We start from the raw sequence: 16900 nt of genomic DNA, 5'->3' as shown, positions 1-16900 counted from the left end.
TTGCCTGAAATTCACTCCTTTAATCAACATCTATAAAAATGGATAGGCAAAAGCTTACAAGATGCAGTACATGCATTATTGTTGACCAATGGATAGCTGTGTTTCAGAGCATTATCACTGCGTAGCATTATCATGGGTGGCATTATCATGGGTGGCATAGTAATTTTTTATCACAGCGGAAAATTATCATGGGTGGCATAATAATTTATCGATAGGCAAAGGCTTACAAGATGCAGTACATGCCTTGTTGTTGACCAATGGATAGCTGTGTTTCAGAACATTATCACTGCGTAGCATTATCATGGGTGGCATAGTAATTTTTAGCATTTTAGAATTAATACTGAAAATTTTTGTATGTTTTGATCTACAGCGGACATGGTTGTATTACATGACTTCTTGCAGCTCGTCCACTTTGTGTAAAGCAGACTATAATGTCAGGTTTTTTTACAGCATATAATACATTGCACTGCAAATATGTTCATTCAGACTATAAATATGTATATTTCCAAATCTAACATTAGATTTTTCTCTGTATTTTGAGTCTTTCATTAGCCAGTGTCCATTTTTTTTACACTTATTATTTCAAAATTAATATCATTTTAAGTTACACATTTTAATTGCCTTTTATTCATACCATTAGGCTTTACCAATTATGAATGGCGCAAAAAATGCCTATAACCGTGCGGATGAGGATGTGTTAAATAGCTTCCTATCTCCCGTTAACTATTCGTGAGTTTTAGTTAAGTTGTATCGGGTACTTGCAACTATAAAGGAGTTAATTATGAAAATTTTAACATTGGCAGTAGTGTTCGTATTATTAGCTTTCAATTCTAATGCTACCAAGTACAAGTTCATTGCAACAGATAGTAGTATTGAGACAGAAATGTGTGTGATTGCTGGCAATAATAATAAAGATGGATTAAAAAAAGCACTGAGATTGGGTATGAAGGGTTCTGCGATTAATTCAAAACGCTTTACTGTTAATTCTGTTACTTGTAATGATATGGTAATGGCGCATTTTGCCCATAAATATGATGCGTTAGATACCTTTTCGTATTTAAACCATTTCACCTCCAAAAAAGATAAAATACCTACCACAAGTGTTGAAATAAAAGATATCGCAGCCGTTTTCAATCAAAAAAATGAAGAGACTAAGATCATTTATGTCGGCTCGGCTAAATAAATTGCATACTGAAATTCAGAGCTAAACTTTTATAACTTACTATAAAGTTTAGCTCTTCATTCAATAAGTTAATGTGACGTTTAGCATACAAATGTCTGCTTCTTACCATTGGATATAAAATACTGAAATATCTAACTGTCAGTTTTCTTCCCCCAAAGCTGACCAGTAATTAGAAGCTATTTAATAATCCAGAATGACTATTTTGTAGCAGAAGTTAGCGTCTATATATGGAATGCCAACTAAAACTATCAACTTGCAGCCGCCATAAGTTTTGTTTTCATTATATAATTTCATTTTGTTTTTTATACCCTGAGATCAGTCTCAAAAATGATTTTAGGCACGTCCACTATACCAATGATTATTTAATTAACTATTTGCCTGCTTAAGACAACTAGCGGGTGTTAAGGTAACCTCAACAAACATTAAAATTTCAAAAATTTACTTCTTCTTTGCGCACGCAGAAGACGTTAACACCGTCATTTCAGGATCTGTTTCGAATGATTATTAAGGTTCACTTATGCCAGTTGAGGTCAGCTTCCAACTTTATTTGGAGTGTTTCTAGTACTTGATAAATAAAAACTTACTGCCTCATTTTTTTCTATCTTTATTCACCAAAGCCCATTTTTGCTCAATGATATAAGTAAACTTGCATGGGATTTTTTTTCGATCTTTATTTACCTTCTTCAGATACTAATAAAATTAAATCGTTGCAGACCAAATACCACTTATTAATGATAAAAAAGCAACGTCATTAGCATGGACTTATACCTAAATCATTAAGATAGAATTAAAATGTTATGAGTATATTCATTTAAATCGTAATTATTTATTGACAGATAGAGCAAAACATCTTAAAAATAGAAGCATAAATAATTTTTCTTCGGATTCAATTTACAATGAATTTTACATTTTTACTCATTACACTCCTCTCTGTCGTCGTGGTCATTAAACCATTGCGGAGTTGGTGTTGTGTGTAAGAAAAGTTATTAAATAACAAATACAATAAACCCTCGCTCTGCACAAGACCGAGGGTTTTTTTATTGTTGAAACTTAGTTTAACCATACTTTATAGAAGGCAAGCTCATGACAAAGAAGCAATTCACTGGTGCACAGATGGTAGTAAAAGCATTAGCGGCACTCGACGTGAAGTACATTTTCGGCTATCCCGGTGGTACTGTTTTAGATATTTACGATGCCTTATTTCAGCAAACAGACGTTGAGCATATCTTAGTACGTCATGAACAAGCCGCAACTCATATGGCGGATGGGTTTGCTCGGGCCACCGGCGAGGTAGGTGTCGTGCTTGCCACATCAGGTCCTGGGGCGACAAACTGTATAACGGGTATTGCTACCGCTTACATGGATTCAATTCCTATGGTGGTGCTCTCAGGACAAGTACCGACCACACTTATTGGCGATGATGCCTTCCAAGAAACTGATATTGTTGGCTGCTCTCGTCCCATCGTTAAGCACAGTTTTAACTGTCGGGTGGTTGAAGACATCCCTAATATTATCGCTAAAGCTTTTTATATTGCCAGCACTGGAAGACCGGGGCCAGTGGTTATTGAGCTGCCCAAAGACTTATTAATGCCAACCAGCATGGGCGAATTTCATATTGAAACTGATGTTAAGATGCGTTCGTACAACCCAAGCGTTAAGGGTCACCCTAAACAAATAAGAAAAGCCGTTAAAGCAATGGCCGCGGCTAAAAAGCTGGTTGTTTATTCGGGGGGTGGTGTCATTATCGCCAATGCATCAGACTTGTTAACAAAACTTGTTGAAAAATTAGATGCCCCAATTACTAATACCTTAATGGGTTTAGGTGGCATTTCAGGCACTCATAAAAACTATATTGGTATGTTAGGCATGCATGGTTCAGTTGAAGCCAACAAAACGATGGCAAATGCTGATGTCATTCTTGCACTTGGTGCTCGCTTTGATGATCGTGTCACAAATAATGTTAAGAAATTTTGTCCCGATGCCAAGATAATTCATGTTGATATTGACCCAACTTCTATTTCGAAAACGATTAATGCTCATATCCCGGTTGTTGGCCAACTTGAGTTCGTGTTACAACAGTTATTAGATGAATTAGCGGCAACAGACTTCGAACCTAATAAAGAAGAAAGAATGCAGTGGTGGCAAGAAGTTAATAACTGGCGCGAGATTAACCGCGTAGCTTATGTCCAAGAAGGTGACCAAATAAAACCCCAGCGTGTTATCGAAGCTATGTATGAAATTACCCAAGGTGAAGCATATGTTTGCTCTGATGTCGGTCAACATCAGATGTTTGCTGCACAATACTACCCGTTTGCTAAACCTCGCCAATGGATAAACTCTGGTGGTCTAGGCACAATGGGCTTTGGCTTACCTGCTGCTATGGGGGTTAAATTAGCCTTCCCTGAAAGTCATGTTATTTGCATAACGGGTGATGGCTCTATTCAAATGAATATTCAAGAGCTTTCAACGTGCTTACAGTACAACTTACCTGTGGTTATTATTTCATTAAACAACCGCTCATTAGGCATGGTTCGCCAGTGGCAGGATATGGTTTATGGCGGCCGGCATTCATCTTCCTATATGGATTCGCTTCCTGACTTTGTAAAACTTGCTGAATCATATGGTCATGTCGGTATGCAGATAAACCATTTAGATGAATTAGAAGATAAGCTAACAGAAGCCTTTGCGATTAAAAATCGTTTAGTTTTTGTAGATGTATTAGTTGACGAAAACGAACATGTTTACCCAATGCAGATAAGATTGGGCGCAATTGATGATATGTGGATAAAAAAAGGAGTAAAAGCATAATGCGCAGAATTTTAGCTGTTTTATTAGAAAACGAACCGGGCTCTTTATCACGTATTGTTGGTTTATTTTCTCAACGCGCCTTTAATATTGAAAGTTTGACCGTAGCTCCCACTGAAGATCCAAGTTTGTCGCGTATTACTATAGCAACACGAGGCGACGATAGAGTACTAGAGCAGATCGTCAAACAAGTAAATAAACTCATTGATGTCATCAAAATTACCGACTTAACCGAGCGTAGCCATGTTGAACGGGAACTACTGCTGATCAAAGTTTTGGCGATGAATGATAAATCACGCACTGAGGTTAAGCGTATTACCGATATTTTCAGGGGCTCAATTATCGATATTGGTAAGCAAGTTTATACCATTCAATTAACTGGCGATGCTGAAAAGCTTAATGCTTTTATCACGACACTCGCCAATGAAACAGAGATAATTGAATCGGTGCGCTCCGGCTGTGTCGGTATTGCCCGTGGTGAGAAAGCGCTTAGGATATAACGAACACTGAAGTTAAAAAACCAAGCAACCTGCTTGGTTTTTTGTTTTATAATAAGCAACCAATCATCAAAAGACAGATAATGAAAACGAAAACGACTTTTTCTCTCGCAACTAAAAGTGATAAAAAATCACTGATGCGTTTTTATAAACAGCAAAGTTATAGGGCAGGCCTACTGGGTTTAGACAACGCTTACTTGCTTAAGTACTCATCAGATATTATTGGCACAGTTATAATTTCAACGCTGTTGGAAAATAGCCAACAATCGTTTTTACATGCTTTGGTTATCGAACGGGCCTTTCGACAACAAACGTTAGCCTCACAGCTATTAACCTTTGCTTGCACTCAACATCAACACCAAGAAATCTTCTGTTTTGCTGATGAAACGCTAAATCACTTTTATCTGCAAAATGGCTTTGAAAAAATATCTGAACAACAATTACCTGAGCCGCTGTTAGAAAGGTTTCTAAGAGTAAAGAAAGCTAAAAGAAATTTATTAGCTTTCACTTGTAAGCCGCTTATTTTATAGAAAATTAGCCATTAGTGCTTGCGGCTATAAGGGTATTTTTCAATAAGCAGGCAATAGTCATTGGGCCAACACCACCCGGTACCGGTGTTATCGCACCACAAACCGGTGCAACATTCGCAAAGTCGACGTCACCAACGAGTTTAGCTTTGCCGCTCTCATTTTCTATATGGTTAATACCGACATCAATAACAGTTGCGCCTGGTTTCACCCAACTGGCTTGAACAAAATTAGCTCGTCCAACCGCTGCAATTAAAATATCGGCTTGCTGACAAATACCTGCTAGGTTTTTAGTGCGGGAATGAGCAATGGTTACTGTGCAATTTTCTTGTAGAAGTAACAAAGCAACAGGCTTACCAACGATATTAGAGCGACCAATGACAACCGCATGCAATCCTGATAAGTCTTCGCCTAAATGTTGTTTAGCCAATATAATGCAGCCTTGCGGCGTACAGGGTACTAATGCGCCTGGCTCGCCATTTAACAAGCGACCCGAGTTCATCGCATGAAAACCATCAACATCTTTATGCGGAGCAATAGCCGCAATAATAACGCTTTCATCAATGTGATTTGGCAAGGGTAATTGTACTAAAATACCGTGCACCGCATCATCACTATTTAATTGTTGCAGCTCAGCTAATAATTGTATTTGGCTAGTGTCATGAGGCAATTTAATTTCGTTAGAAATCATGCCGACATCACGTGTCTGCTTTATTTTATTACGCACGTAAACTTCACTTGCTGGGTCTTCCCCAACGAGTACCACCGTTAAGCCAGGAACAGTTCCCTTGTCTTTTTTAAGCTGAGCGACTTGAAGCGTTAGTGTTTTTCGTAAATCAGCAGCTGCCTGCTTACCATCAATGATCATCTATATTTCACTTTATTAGAATTAGCGTTAGAAATTTAGGAAACGAGTCACGACTGAATTGAACGTTAGCCGTCAACCCTTGTTGCTATCACTCTTTGCACTTACCTTTTACATAGAGGAAAGCAAAGCATAAAATTAATCGATATCATTTAGCGGCCATGAAACAATGAAATCTTCAAAATATTCTATCGCAACATCGTTATCTTTAACTATTTTTCCTCGAACCGACATCCCCGCTTTATGCATAGCTGTCTTTTTTCCGTTGTTAAGCAGTGGATGCCAAGAAGGCATGCCACGTCCCTCTTTTAGACGACGATAGGTACAACTAGGCGGCATGAAAAAAACACCGTCTAAATTTTCTTGTGTTAAGCGCACACAATCAGGCACTAAAGTGGTACGTTGTTCGTATTTTGAACATTGACAACTTTTTTCATTCAGTAAATGGCAAGCAATATTAGTGTAATGAATCTGCTCACCTTCGTTAATATAAGTGGTTGGCAGTAACTCAGTTTCCTGGGTTGTTTCATCATCATCAATAAATTTGTTTAGACAGCATTTAGCACAACCATCGCAAAGAGACTCCCACTCAGGTCGACTCATTTCTTCTAATTTTTTGGTTTGCCAAAAAGGAGCTTGTTCGCTCATAAATATCTTCTCTTTTATTTTCTCTGGTGAATCGAATGAATTTTACTGAATAGGTGGAAATTTTATTCTGTCTGATAAATGACCGACCGAGCTAACAAAATAATAAGATAGATTCCAATGCATTAGACTCTTGTAATTATTATAAGCTAAATAAACACGGCCATTTTCGTCATCAGGAAATACTAGTGCAGCCTTAATGTCGACTTTAGGTAAGTGAGTACCATCAGCGCGCCTAACACCTAAAGCTTGCCACTGTGCTAAGGTTTTTTCTGTTTTTTCCCAAGCTTTTAACCAGTTTGCTCGACTACCCGTATTTTTAGGAATAGCCAACGACTTATCGAAATTTGCTGGTAATTTAACCTGTCTACCCCAAGTTAATTCGTCGCTCCAACCTTCTTTTTTAAGATAGTTAGCCATAGACGAAAACACATCGTCTAAATTACCCCAGATATCTTTCTTGCCATCGCCATCTCCGTCGACCGCAAAAGCAACAAACGAGGTTGGCATAAACTGATTTTGCCCCATAGCACCCGCCCAAGAGCCTTTCATCTGTTCAACACTGATATGTCCTTGCTGAACAATAGTTAACGCAGCCCAAAGTTGTTTCTTAAAAAACACTTCACGGCGACCTTCATACGCAAGCGTGGTTAATGACGAAATAACATTATAATTACCCATGATTTTACCGAAGTTTGTTTCTAACCCCCATAACGCCACGATAAAACGGGGTTGAACGTTATATTCTTTACCAATTTTTGTCAGTAAGGGTAAATTTTCTTTATACAATGCACGCGCTTTATTAACTTTCCAGTCAGGAACACGTTTTGGTAAATAAGTATCTAAAGTTTCAACAGTTTCTGGCTGAGAACGATCGGCTTTTACCGCACGCTTATGAAATTTGACCTTTGAAAAGGCGTTATTAACAAGTGCAGTGTCATAGCCCTTGCCCAACGCTTCTACTTTGAGTGCTGTAACATATATTTCAAAACCCACTGCACTTAGATTTTTTTTTGCCGCTTGAGCAGAGCTAGTTAAACAAAGCAAAATACAACAACTCAGTAGTACACTATATTTTTTAATATCAAAGCAAAACGACATGCAACACTCCTTAATCATCATTGTTATTTTTTATTTTCATATCCGTTTTATGTTGGTCAAGTAAGTTTTCTACGGGGGGTGGAAGTTGTAAGTAAAAGCCTTGCTCATTTAAATTTGCTTTTACTTTTTCAATGTCTGCTAGTGCCAGCTTTTCTTTTTTTGCTAGATTCATCACAGTAACAAGTGTTGGCGTACCAAAAATCGACATCAAGGGTGCCGGTACTGATGAGAAATCATTACGTTGTTTAACAAAAAGATATGTTTGCGCTTTTTTAGTACTTTTATAAATGGTACACAGCATTAAGAAGACCTATGTTTTTAGTTGTAGTGTTTTAAAATGCCTAATAGACAGTTTATTTAAAATCATTTTTGGCGAATAAATTTAATTGCTCACCGAACAAGGTTTTACGCCAGCCCGACAATATATCAATTGATTCACTATACTCGGGCGCATTATGTAATTTAAAATGCCATGACAAAAATTGATTAATTTGTTTTTTCGAGGCTAAATTTTCAGCGGTAAGTTCAGCGTTTAACGCTTGTTCAGCAACAAAGTTTTTCACTTTCTTAAAGATTTGCTTATAACCTGGGTATTCATCAAGACGAAAAATTTTCTCGGGGTATTGACCACAATCTTCTTGCTCAGCCTTTTTTAAGACCATCAACATTGTTTTGCCCTTGTGGCGAACATCAAGCATTTCGACGCCTTCAAGGTTGGCCATAACCGCAACGTTATCAGGGTTATGAACCGCTAAAGCAAATAAGGTGTGATCTTTTGCAATAAAGCCTATCGGCATATCACGACTCTTTGCTTGCTGAAAACGCCAACTGGCTAAGTGTTGCAAGATGTACAGTTGCTTGGCGCTGAGTTTCCAGCTTAACTTGATATTACGATATAATTTACTTTCATCGATAGGCGTAAATTTTTTATCTATCAGTAAATCACTTTCTTCCTGCGCAGCATCGAGCCAGCCTTTTTGCTCAAGTTCATCGCGAATACGCGGATAAAGTTGAAATAGATACTCGACGTCTGCTTGCGCATAATCAAGCTGTTTAGCACTTAAAGGACGCTTCATCCAATCGGTTCTAGACTCTGACTTATCAACTTCTATCTCAAGATAATGGTTGACCATTGCGGCATAGCCCATTGATAAACCATGGCCGAGAAACGACATCATTATTTGACTGTCAATTAAGTTAACCGGACGACAATTTGCCGCAGTCAAAAAAACTTCTAAGTCTTCTGAGCAAGCATGTAGTACCTTACAAATTTTTTCATCGGTTAGTAGCTGCCAAAAGGGTGATAAATCATCTATCGCAACGGGGTCAATTAACGCTAAGTTTTCCCCGTCGTTCACTTGAATAAGACCTAATTTAGGATACAAGGTACGAGTGCGAACAAATTCGGTATCTATTGCCAAAAAGTCTGCTTGCGCAAGTTTCTGACAAAGCACAACCAATGAGGCATGATCTTCTACGTAAGTTTTATTCAAGTTTATCCCTTAAAAAATTAATGACAGCTTATGCAACAATATCAACAAAAGACTAACGGCGGCGACGAGTTGCTTGTTGGCTTCTTTGTTGATGTTTTTTCACTGAGCGGCGAATACGACGGCTTTTGGCATTATCCATTACTTTTTCGTCCACTTTTACTTTGCTTTGTGTTTCAACTGGCAAGCCCACTAATTTACGGTAGTAATTGACTTCAGGTAAAGCTAACTCAGTCCAACCACCATTAGGTAGTTGTCGTTTCATTTCCATATCGCCATAGCGCACACGAATTAAACGGCTAACTTGAACTTCTTGGCTTTCCCATAAACGGCGAACTTCACGGTTACGCCCTTCAGAAAGTACCACATGGAACCAATGATTACGTCCTTCACCACCTTTGTAAGTGATCTTTTGAAATTTCGCCGGTCCATCTTCCAATTTAACACCCGCACGCAATGTTTGCAGCATGGCTTCATTAACTTCGCCAAAAACACGTACGGCATATTCACGTTCAACTTTTTGTGAAGGATGCATTAAGCGATTAGCAAGCTCGCCATCAGTAGTAAATAACAACATACCCGAAGTGTTAATATCTAATCGACCAACAGCAACCCAGCGACTATTCTCTAGTGGCGGTAAACGATCAAAAACCGTTGGACGCCCTTCAGGATCTTTCCGGGTACACATTTCGCCTTCGGGCTTGTTGTACATAATGACACGACATAAATCATCTTCTTTAGGTTTTAACTTAACGATGTGACCATCAAGACGAATTTGCTCACTTCCTTCGATGCGGTCCCCTAAAAAAGCGGTTTTTCCATCAACACTGATACGACCAGCACTAATGAAAGTTTCCATTTCACGGCGTGAACCTTTACCGGCACGGGCAAGGACTTTTTGTAATTTTTCAGACATGGCTTTAACTCTCTTTACGTCAGTAACTTCACGGTATTTTCCGCTACGTTGCTGTCTCTAAAATAAATAGTGTTTGTATATTTTTATTAATACGGGTGCTGTTGCTATAACTAAACCGATGCTTGCAAAGGTATATCTATAGCGCCTAAATCAGCCATAGGCAATAATTCGGGTAACTGGCTTAATGAAGTTAATGAAAAATAATCTAAAAATGCTTTTGTGGTCGCATATAACGATGGCCGCCCAGGCACTTCTTTATTACCAACCACTTTCACCCAGTTTCTTTCTAATAATGTTTTCATTATATAACTACTTACTGCTACTCCGCGAATCTCTTCAATTTCGCCGCGGGTTATTGGCTGTTTATAAGCAATAAGGGCAAGCGTTTCTAAAAGTGCTCGCGAATACTTAGGCGCTTTTTCTTTGGTGAGCTTAGCAACAAAAATAGCTAAGTCTTCATTAAGCTCACTAATCGTTTCAAATCGGTAACCTGAAGCAACCTGCACCAAATTAACCCCTGAATTTTTATATTTTATCACCAATTCACCAATGACATCACGAATTTGCTGGTGATTTAGCTGATAATTAACTAATAATTCTGTTTTTATTTGCTTAACACTCAAAGGTCCATCGCTGACAAAAAAAGCCGCTTCAATAAGTTTAGCTATTTTTATTTTTTCAACCGTTGTCATACTGGTAAACGCACTCTTAATTGACCAAAAATGGTGGTTTGTACACATTCTATCAAACTTTCTTTGATCAACTCTAAAATAGCTAAAAAAGTTACCACAACACCTTGTCTGCCCTCAACGACTGCAAACAAAGCGCTAAATTCAACAAAAGCTGAGCTATTTTCAGCAGCACACTTTAACTGCGCTAATATTGATGACATCCGCTCTCTGGTTGATAAAGATTCTTTTTCGATATGATGATGTTCGAGTGCTTTGGTACGTTTAAGTACTCCTTGTAAAGCACTGACAAGTTCACTTAAGTCGACATCAGCCTGAAAAACGGCGGCTTGAAAATCTTCAGATAATTCAACATTCCCTTGAAAAAAATCACGTTCAAGACGAGGAATTTGATCAAGTTGTTGCGCGGCACTTTTGATCACTTCATATTCTTGTAAACGCCGTACTAATTCGGCACGTGGGTCTTCGTCCTCATCAGCTACCGCTTGTTTTGGTAATAATAAACGTGACTTTATTTCCATTAAAATGGCAGCCATTACTAGGTATTCGGCCGCTAATTCCATTTTAATTTCTTTCATTAATTCAATGTATTGCATATATTGTGTAGTGATCGGCGCAATAGGCATATCAAGAATATCAAATTTTTGCTTACGAATAAGGTAAAGCAATAAATCAAGTGGTCCTTCAAATGACTCTAAAATAACCTCTAAGGCATCAGGCGGAATAAATAAATCTTTTGGCTTATTAACCACCACTTCACCACGGATCAATGCCAGCGGTAATACTTGCTGAACCATCTCTCGCGGCATAGTTTTTTCTTTTGAATTAGCGGGCTGACTCACTCGTTATTAATCCATAATAAGTTGTAGTTATTCAAAAGGGCTTGGGTCGCCTTCACCGACTCGAATAACTTTCACTTCATCATCAGAAAAATCAATGACGGTGGTTGGGTGCTCACCCAAGTGCCCGCCATTAATGATTAAATCAACTTGGTGCTCTAAAATATCGCGAATGTGCTCAGGGTCATACTCTGCTCGTTCTTCACCGGGCATGATTAGCGTTGTCGACATAATAGGTTCTTGCAGTTCAGCCAATAAGGCTTGCACTATGGCATTATCAGGCACCCGAATACCTATGGTTTTTCTTTTCGGATTTAATAACCGTTTAGGTACTTCTTTTGACCCTTTAAAGATAAAGGTATAAGGACCTGGGGTATTACTTTTTAATAACCGATAGGCGCTGTTATCAACACGGGTATACTCGGATAATTCAGATAAATCACGACACACTAAAGTGAAATTATGATCTTTATCGATATTTCGGATATTACAAATACGTTCAAGCGCTTTTTTGTCGCCGATATGACAACCTAAAGCATAACCTGAATCGGTAGGGTAAACGATAACACCACCTTGTTGGATAATGGCCGACGCTTGCTTCATCAAACGACCTTGCGGATTATCTGGGTGTACATAAAAAAACTGACTCATAAATTTTCTCCACTAAGATGTTGATGTTAATTTCGGTATTACTTTAGGTACGACTTTAAGTATTAATACAGTTGTTAAGCTTACTACTCACTTACGTATACCTCAGGTATACCTCTGTTGCTCACTTAATAACTCACTTAACGGCCTTAGGCCAAAGGTCCCAAATGGGTTTCACCTGATCGGGCATACGTAAATTACGACCTAAATCACTCCATCGCGTTGGATAATGAAAGTCTGAGCCCATAGATGCATGTAAATCATATTCTAAACAAAAGCTTAGCATTAATTTTCGTTGTTCGTTAGCCATTTGCGGTAATACTATTTCTAAACCATCACCTTTTGCCGCTTTAAATTGCACCACTAAGCGGCGTAACCATTTGGTTGATAAGTCATATCTAACCGGATGAGCAATCACCGCATTACCGCCAGCGTGATGAATAGCGGCAATCGCTTCTTCAATAGAACACCAGTTGGGCTTTACAAACGCGCGTTGGCCTTTGCCAATGTATTTATCAAAGGCTTTTTGCATATGATCAACATGGCCTTCTTGCAATAATATTTTAGCAAAGTGTGCCCGCGTTATAGAGCCTTGCCCTGCAAGTTCTTTCGCTTGCTCGTAGATGCCAGGGAAGCCACATTTGGTGAGTTTTTCACCCATGGTGGTGGCACGTAATTCTCTTGCTGCTTGCTGGCTGGCAATTAACGTTTGCAATTGTTCATTATTTTCATCGATGTTTAAGCCAACAATATGAATTTCAAAACCATGCCAGCTGGTTGATATTTCGATGCCATTGATGATAGTTAATGGATGATTTTTTTCTAGAATATAATCTTTAGCTATAGATAAACCTTTAACAGTGTCGTGATCGGTAATGGCTAAAACATTCAATTGGAAGTTAACCGCCCGTTCAACAAGCTCTTGCGGCGTCAGTGTTCCATCAGAACATTTGGTATGACTGTGCAAATCGACCCGTAGGCTATAATAATCAGCTAAATCAGAGGTTGACAATACAGTCATAATCGGTTCTTCTATAGGGGAATTAATTGCTAAGGCAATTTTACTGAGATGAAGACAATAATGATACAAGTAAAACAAACTATTTCGATGAATTGTTGGTGGCATAAATCTACATAAGTGGGTTGTGATGTTTACTTGTACGTAAAAATTCAAAAAGCCTGCTTATTTCATAATAAGTGGGCTTTTTCCTTTTTAGCTCAAAGCTAAAGTACTATGGCGAGAAAAACATGATTATTACGCGCGTTAAAAGTTGGTTTATATGGTGGCTATTGCCTATTTATGCAGGTTGACCATTAATTTAAATTAGACGTTAAAAGCTAGGAAAGAATATGAATCATCAGAATACGCTTACCATAGATAAGCAAACTGGCAGTGTTACCACACTATCAGAAACCGTTAAATATCAGACCGATCCCCTGGCGATATTTCACCAGTTAAGCCAAAACAGCGACAATAACTTATTATTAGAATCGGCTGAAATTGATAAAAAGCATCAATTAAAAAGCTTATTACTTACCGATGCGGCATTAAAAATAACCTGTCATGGCAATCTTGTTACGTTTGAAGCGTTAACGAACAATGGCCAATCGGCCCTTGAGTTTGCGCAACAGCATTTAGCTGAACACGCCTCATTAAGTGTTAAAGATAAAACACTTGGCGCAATTTTCCCCGAACTGACTCAACAACTGGATGAAAAATCGCGCTTACTCGCTATTAATCCTTTTCAAAGTTTGCGCTTATTCAACAAGCTTAAAAATAGCAATAATCACCCTTTTGCGATATTTTTAGGTGGTGTCTTCGCTTTTGACATGATGTCGATGACCGAGCAATTACCGACAGTAAGCCAAGGAGATAATACCTGCCCAGACTTCGTCTATTATTTGGCTGAAACCGTTGTGGTTATCGATCATGAAGCGCAATCAACTGAAGTTATTGGTAATATTTTTTCAGGAGAAGCGGCCAATAATAATCTTGTGACTATTCGCCAACGGTTAGCCGATATAAAAAGTATTTTGGCTCAACAATATATTGCTCAAGAAAGACCTGATGACAAGCCGATTGAAAAAAATGAAGTTATTAGCGACATCTCAGATCAACAGTTCTGTGACACGGTTAATCAGTTAAAAGAAAATATTCGCGCCGGTGATATTTTTCAAGTGGTACCTTCTCGTACCTTTTCGCTAAAGTGCTCAAATACCTTAAATGCTTATAAAGCGTTAAAGCAAAGCAACCCTAGCCCTTATATGTTTTACCTAAAAGACAGCGAATTTTGTATTTTTGGTGCTTCCCCAGAATCTGCATTAAAATATCAACATAAAAATCGTCAAGTAGAAATTTATCCCATTGCCGGAACTCGTCCGCGCGGACTTAATAAAGATGGTTCAATTTCGCTTGATTTAGACAGCCGCATTGAACTTGAATTACGTTTAGATAAAAAAGAATTAGCCGAGCACACTATGCTGGTTGATTTAGCTCGCAACGATATTGCCCGCGTTAGCCAAGCAGGTACTCGCTATGTTGCTGATTTATTAAAAGTTGACCGTTACTCTCATGTTATGCATTTGGTCTCTAGAGTTTGTGGCACCTTAGCGCTTGACCTTGATGCTCTACACGCTTATCAGGCTTGTATGAATATGGGCACTTTATCGGGAGCCCCAAAAGTAAAAGCGACACAATTAATTCGAGAAGTAGAAGGCAAACGTCGGGGAAGTTATGGCGGCGCGGTTGGCTATTTAACTGGTGACGGTGAAATGGATACCTGTATTGTTATCCGCTCAGCTTTTGTTAAACACGGTATAGCGCATGTTCAAGCGGGTGCCGGTGTTGTTTACGACTCAGACCCCCAGTCAGAGGCCAATGAAACCAAGCAAAAAGCACAAGCGGTCATTAATGCCATTCAACATGCAGAACTGTTCACTGTTGAGATCACTGCCGCCCCGAGTAGCGACAGCACTAAGCTAAATAACCTGTGCAAGGAGAGTAATCATGCATAGTCATCAAGAAGCCCCTGTTAATGGCAACGTAAAGATCTTCATGCTCGACAACTTAGATTCTTTTACTTACAACTTGGTCGATGAATTTCAATGTTTAGGGTTTGAACCGACCATATATAGAAACACCCTATCGGCAGATTTTATCTTTGAACAAATGCAAAAATCCACCAAACGAGTTTTACTCGTATTATCGCCCGGCCCAGGAGAACCCAGTAAAGCCGGCTGTTTAATGGCATTAATAGCCAAATGTGCCGGTAAATATCCAATTTTAGGCATTTGTTTAGGCCATCAAGCCTTAGTTGAACACTATGGCGGTAAAGTTATCCGTGCACCTGAAATTGTCCATGGTAAAGCCTCGAGTATTACCCATCGTCAAACTGGTGTTTTTGACCAGATAAATCACCCGTTACCTGTGGCTCGCTACCATTCACTGGTAGCAAGTGAAGTCCCTAATACCATTGATATTATTGCTGAATATATCACATCTGAACAAATCAGTTTACCGATGGCCATTGAGCATAAAACAGACGTAGCCTTAGGATTTCAATTTCATCCAGAGTCAATCCTAACGACTTATGGCGGCACGTTATTAGCGCAAACTATTGATTATTTACTGGCTTCACCACACAAAGTAGCGGAAGGTTCTTATGAGTAAAATTTTACAACAACTCGTTGATGGAAATGATATTAGTCAGACTGAAGCTGAAGATTTTTTTAAAAATATGATCAAAGGTGAGGTTGAGCCCGTACTGTTAGCAAGTGTATTAACTGCCTTAAAAATAAAGGGCGAAACAGCTAACGAAATTTCAGGTGCTGCTCTAGCCGTAAGAGGATCAGCAACTCCATTTCCGCAGCAAGAGCATAACGTTGCTGACTGTGTAGGCACCGGTGGTGATGGCGCAAATACCATTAACATATCAACTACTGCGGCAATTTTAGCCGCGGCGTGTGGCTTAAAAATGGCGAAACACGGTAACCGAAGTGTTTCTAGCATGTCTGGCTCCGCGGATTTACTGGAGGCCTTTGGCGTCAATTTAATGATGTCGCCAACGACAGCAAGTGCGTGTTTAGCACAAACAAATTTATGTTTCTTATATGCTCCGGCTTATCACCCGGGTTTTAAGCATGCTGCTCCGGTTAGAAAATCTATGGGGGTGCGCACTTTATTTAATATTTTAGGGCCATTAGTAAATCCTGCTTCACCGAGCACAATGTTACTCGGTGTTTATACACCAGGGCTTATCGATGTAATGGCAAAAAGTTTACTGTTAACTGGGGTCAAGCGTGGTTGGGTCGTTCACGGTAGCGGCTTAGATGAAATTGCTTTACACGGCGAAACGCAAATTAGCGAGATAGCCAATGGTCTATGTACAAGCCGAACCCTTTCTCCCGCTGATTTTGGTTTACCCAGTTATACATTAGAAGATATTAAGGGCGGTACGCCACAAGAAAATGCCGATTATATTCGCGCTATTCTCAGTGGTAATGGCAAGCCTGCTCATAATGCCGCCGTCATTATTAATTGTGCTGCCTTATTGTACCTACATGATAAAGCAACTGATTTAAAAATAGCCGCTAACATGGCAAGAGAAGTATTAGCTTCAGGTAAAGCATTAACGACTTTAGAAAATATGGTCGTGATTTCAAACTCAAATTCAGACTCAAAGGCAATGGCATAAC

17 protein-coding genes are annotated in these 16900 nt (G+C 39.0%); 7 read left to right on the top strand and 10 right to left on the bottom strand.

Translation table 11 applies throughout. The features are described 5' to 3' along the window. Positions 1 to 781: 781 nt before the first annotated feature. The 4 genes from H4J66_RS11995 to H4J66_RS11980 all read left to right on the top strand — a co-directional run bounded on the left by H4J66_RS11995 (position 782) and on the right by H4J66_RS11980 (position 5015). A complete protein-coding gene (locus H4J66_RS11995; RefSeq protein WP_182174895.1) occupies positions 782 to 1183 on the top strand; it encodes a DUF3718 domain-containing protein in 402 nt (133 codons plus the stop codon). Between the two features lie 1083 nt (positions 1184 to 2266). After that, positions 2267 to 3991, top strand: coding sequence for an acetolactate synthase 3 large subunit (locus H4J66_RS11990; RefSeq protein ID WP_182174893.1), 1725 nt, complete (start codon positions 2267 to 2269; stop codon positions 3989 to 3991). Continuing rightward, entirely contained in the window at positions 3991 to 4488 is a 498-nt protein-coding gene (gene ilvN, locus H4J66_RS11985; RefSeq protein ID WP_070373995.1) for an acetolactate synthase small subunit, read from the top strand. The genes H4J66_RS11990 and ilvN overlap by 1 nt, the downstream gene beginning before the upstream one ends. Before the next feature lie 80 nt (positions 4489 to 4568). After that, entirely contained in the window at positions 4569 to 5015 is a 447-nt protein-coding gene (locus tag H4J66_RS11980) for a GNAT family N-acetyltransferase (RefSeq protein WP_182174891.1), read from the top strand. Positions 5016 to 5019: 4 nt separating this feature from the next. Here the strand turns inward: H4J66_RS11980 and folD are convergent, their stop codons facing one another. The 10 genes from folD to rnm all read right to left on the bottom strand — a co-directional run bounded on the left by folD (position 5020) and on the right by rnm (position 13226). After that, positions 5020 to 5880: a bifunctional methylenetetrahydrofolate dehydrogenase/methenyltetrahydrofolate cyclohydrolase FolD gene (folD, locus tag H4J66_RS11975; protein WP_182174889.1), complete on the bottom strand. Its 861-nt coding sequence runs from the start codon at positions 5878 to 5880 to the stop codon at positions 5020 to 5022. A 135-nt stretch (positions 5881 to 6015) separates the two neighbouring features. Continuing rightward, on the bottom strand, positions 6016 to 6525 hold the full coding sequence (locus tag H4J66_RS11970; RefSeq protein ID WP_146798446.1) for a YcgN family cysteine cluster protein: 510 nt from the start codon (positions 6523 to 6525) through the stop codon (positions 6016 to 6018). A gap of 42 nt (positions 6526 to 6567) precedes the next feature. After that, on the bottom strand, positions 6568 to 7623 hold the full coding sequence (locus tag H4J66_RS11965) for a lytic transglycosylase domain-containing protein (RefSeq protein WP_182174887.1): 1056 nt from the start codon (positions 7621 to 7623) through the stop codon (positions 6568 to 6570). Positions 7624 to 7633: 10 nt separating this feature from the next. Continuing rightward, positions 7634 to 7924: a YcgL domain-containing protein gene (locus H4J66_RS11960; RefSeq protein ID WP_182174885.1), complete on the bottom strand. Its 291-nt coding sequence runs from the start codon at positions 7922 to 7924 to the stop codon at positions 7634 to 7636. Between the two features lie 52 nt (positions 7925 to 7976). Next, positions 7977 to 9116, bottom strand: a complete 1140-nt coding sequence (gene rnd, locus H4J66_RS11955; protein ID WP_182174883.1) for a ribonuclease D — start codon at positions 9114 to 9116, stop codon at positions 7977 to 7979. Between the two features lie 52 nt (positions 9117 to 9168). Next, positions 9169 to 10029, bottom strand: coding sequence for a 23S rRNA pseudouridine(2605) synthase RluB (gene rluB / locus H4J66_RS11950; RefSeq protein ID WP_070374002.1), 861 nt, complete (start codon positions 10027 to 10029; stop codon positions 9169 to 9171). A 110-nt stretch (positions 10030 to 10139) separates the two neighbouring features. Beyond that, complete coding sequence (scpB, locus tag H4J66_RS11945; RefSeq protein WP_182174881.1) at positions 10140 to 10721, bottom strand: SMC-Scp complex subunit ScpB; 582 nt, start codon at positions 10719 to 10721, stop codon at positions 10140 to 10142. Continuing rightward, positions 10718 to 11527, bottom strand: coding sequence for a ScpA family protein (locus H4J66_RS11940; RefSeq protein WP_182174866.1), 810 nt, complete (start codon positions 11525 to 11527; stop codon positions 10718 to 10720). The genes scpB and H4J66_RS11940 overlap by 4 nt, the downstream gene beginning before the upstream one ends. 60 nt (positions 11528 to 11587) lie before the next feature. After that, entirely contained in the window at positions 11588 to 12208 is a 621-nt protein-coding gene (locus tag H4J66_RS11935) for an L-threonylcarbamoyladenylate synthase (RefSeq protein ID WP_182174842.1), read from the bottom strand. A 133-nt stretch (positions 12209 to 12341) separates the two neighbouring features. Continuing rightward, entirely contained in the window at positions 12342 to 13226 is an 885-nt protein-coding gene (gene rnm, locus H4J66_RS11930; RefSeq protein ID WP_182174839.1) for an RNase RNM, read from the bottom strand. A 329-nt stretch (positions 13227 to 13555) separates the two neighbouring features. Here rnm and H4J66_RS11925 point away from each other — a divergent pair, with 329 nt between their 5' ends. From H4J66_RS11925 to trpD, 3 genes are read left to right on the top strand one after another with little or no spacing between them, the layout of a single operon-like run. Continuing rightward, positions 13556 to 15220, top strand: coding sequence for an anthranilate synthase component 1 (locus H4J66_RS11925; protein WP_182174836.1), 1665 nt, complete (start codon positions 13556 to 13558; stop codon positions 15218 to 15220). Continuing rightward, positions 15213 to 15875: an aminodeoxychorismate/anthranilate synthase component II gene (locus H4J66_RS11920; protein WP_182174807.1), complete on the top strand. Its 663-nt coding sequence runs from the start codon at positions 15213 to 15215 to the stop codon at positions 15873 to 15875. The genes H4J66_RS11925 and H4J66_RS11920 overlap by 8 nt, the downstream gene beginning before the upstream one ends. Then, positions 15868 to 16899, top strand: coding sequence for an anthranilate phosphoribosyltransferase (trpD, locus tag H4J66_RS11915; protein WP_182174804.1), 1032 nt, complete (start codon positions 15868 to 15870; stop codon positions 16897 to 16899). The genes H4J66_RS11920 and trpD overlap by 8 nt, the downstream gene beginning before the upstream one ends. Position 16900: the final 1 nt, after the last annotated feature.

It is taken from the genome of Colwellia sp. MB3u-55 (genome assembly GCF_014076785.1).
GTDB lineage: Bacteria > Pseudomonadota > Gammaproteobacteria > Enterobacterales > Alteromonadaceae > Colwellia_A.
The sequence above is the reverse complement of the archived record's forward strand: the minus strand, read 5'-3'. Positions and strand labels throughout refer to the sequence as shown.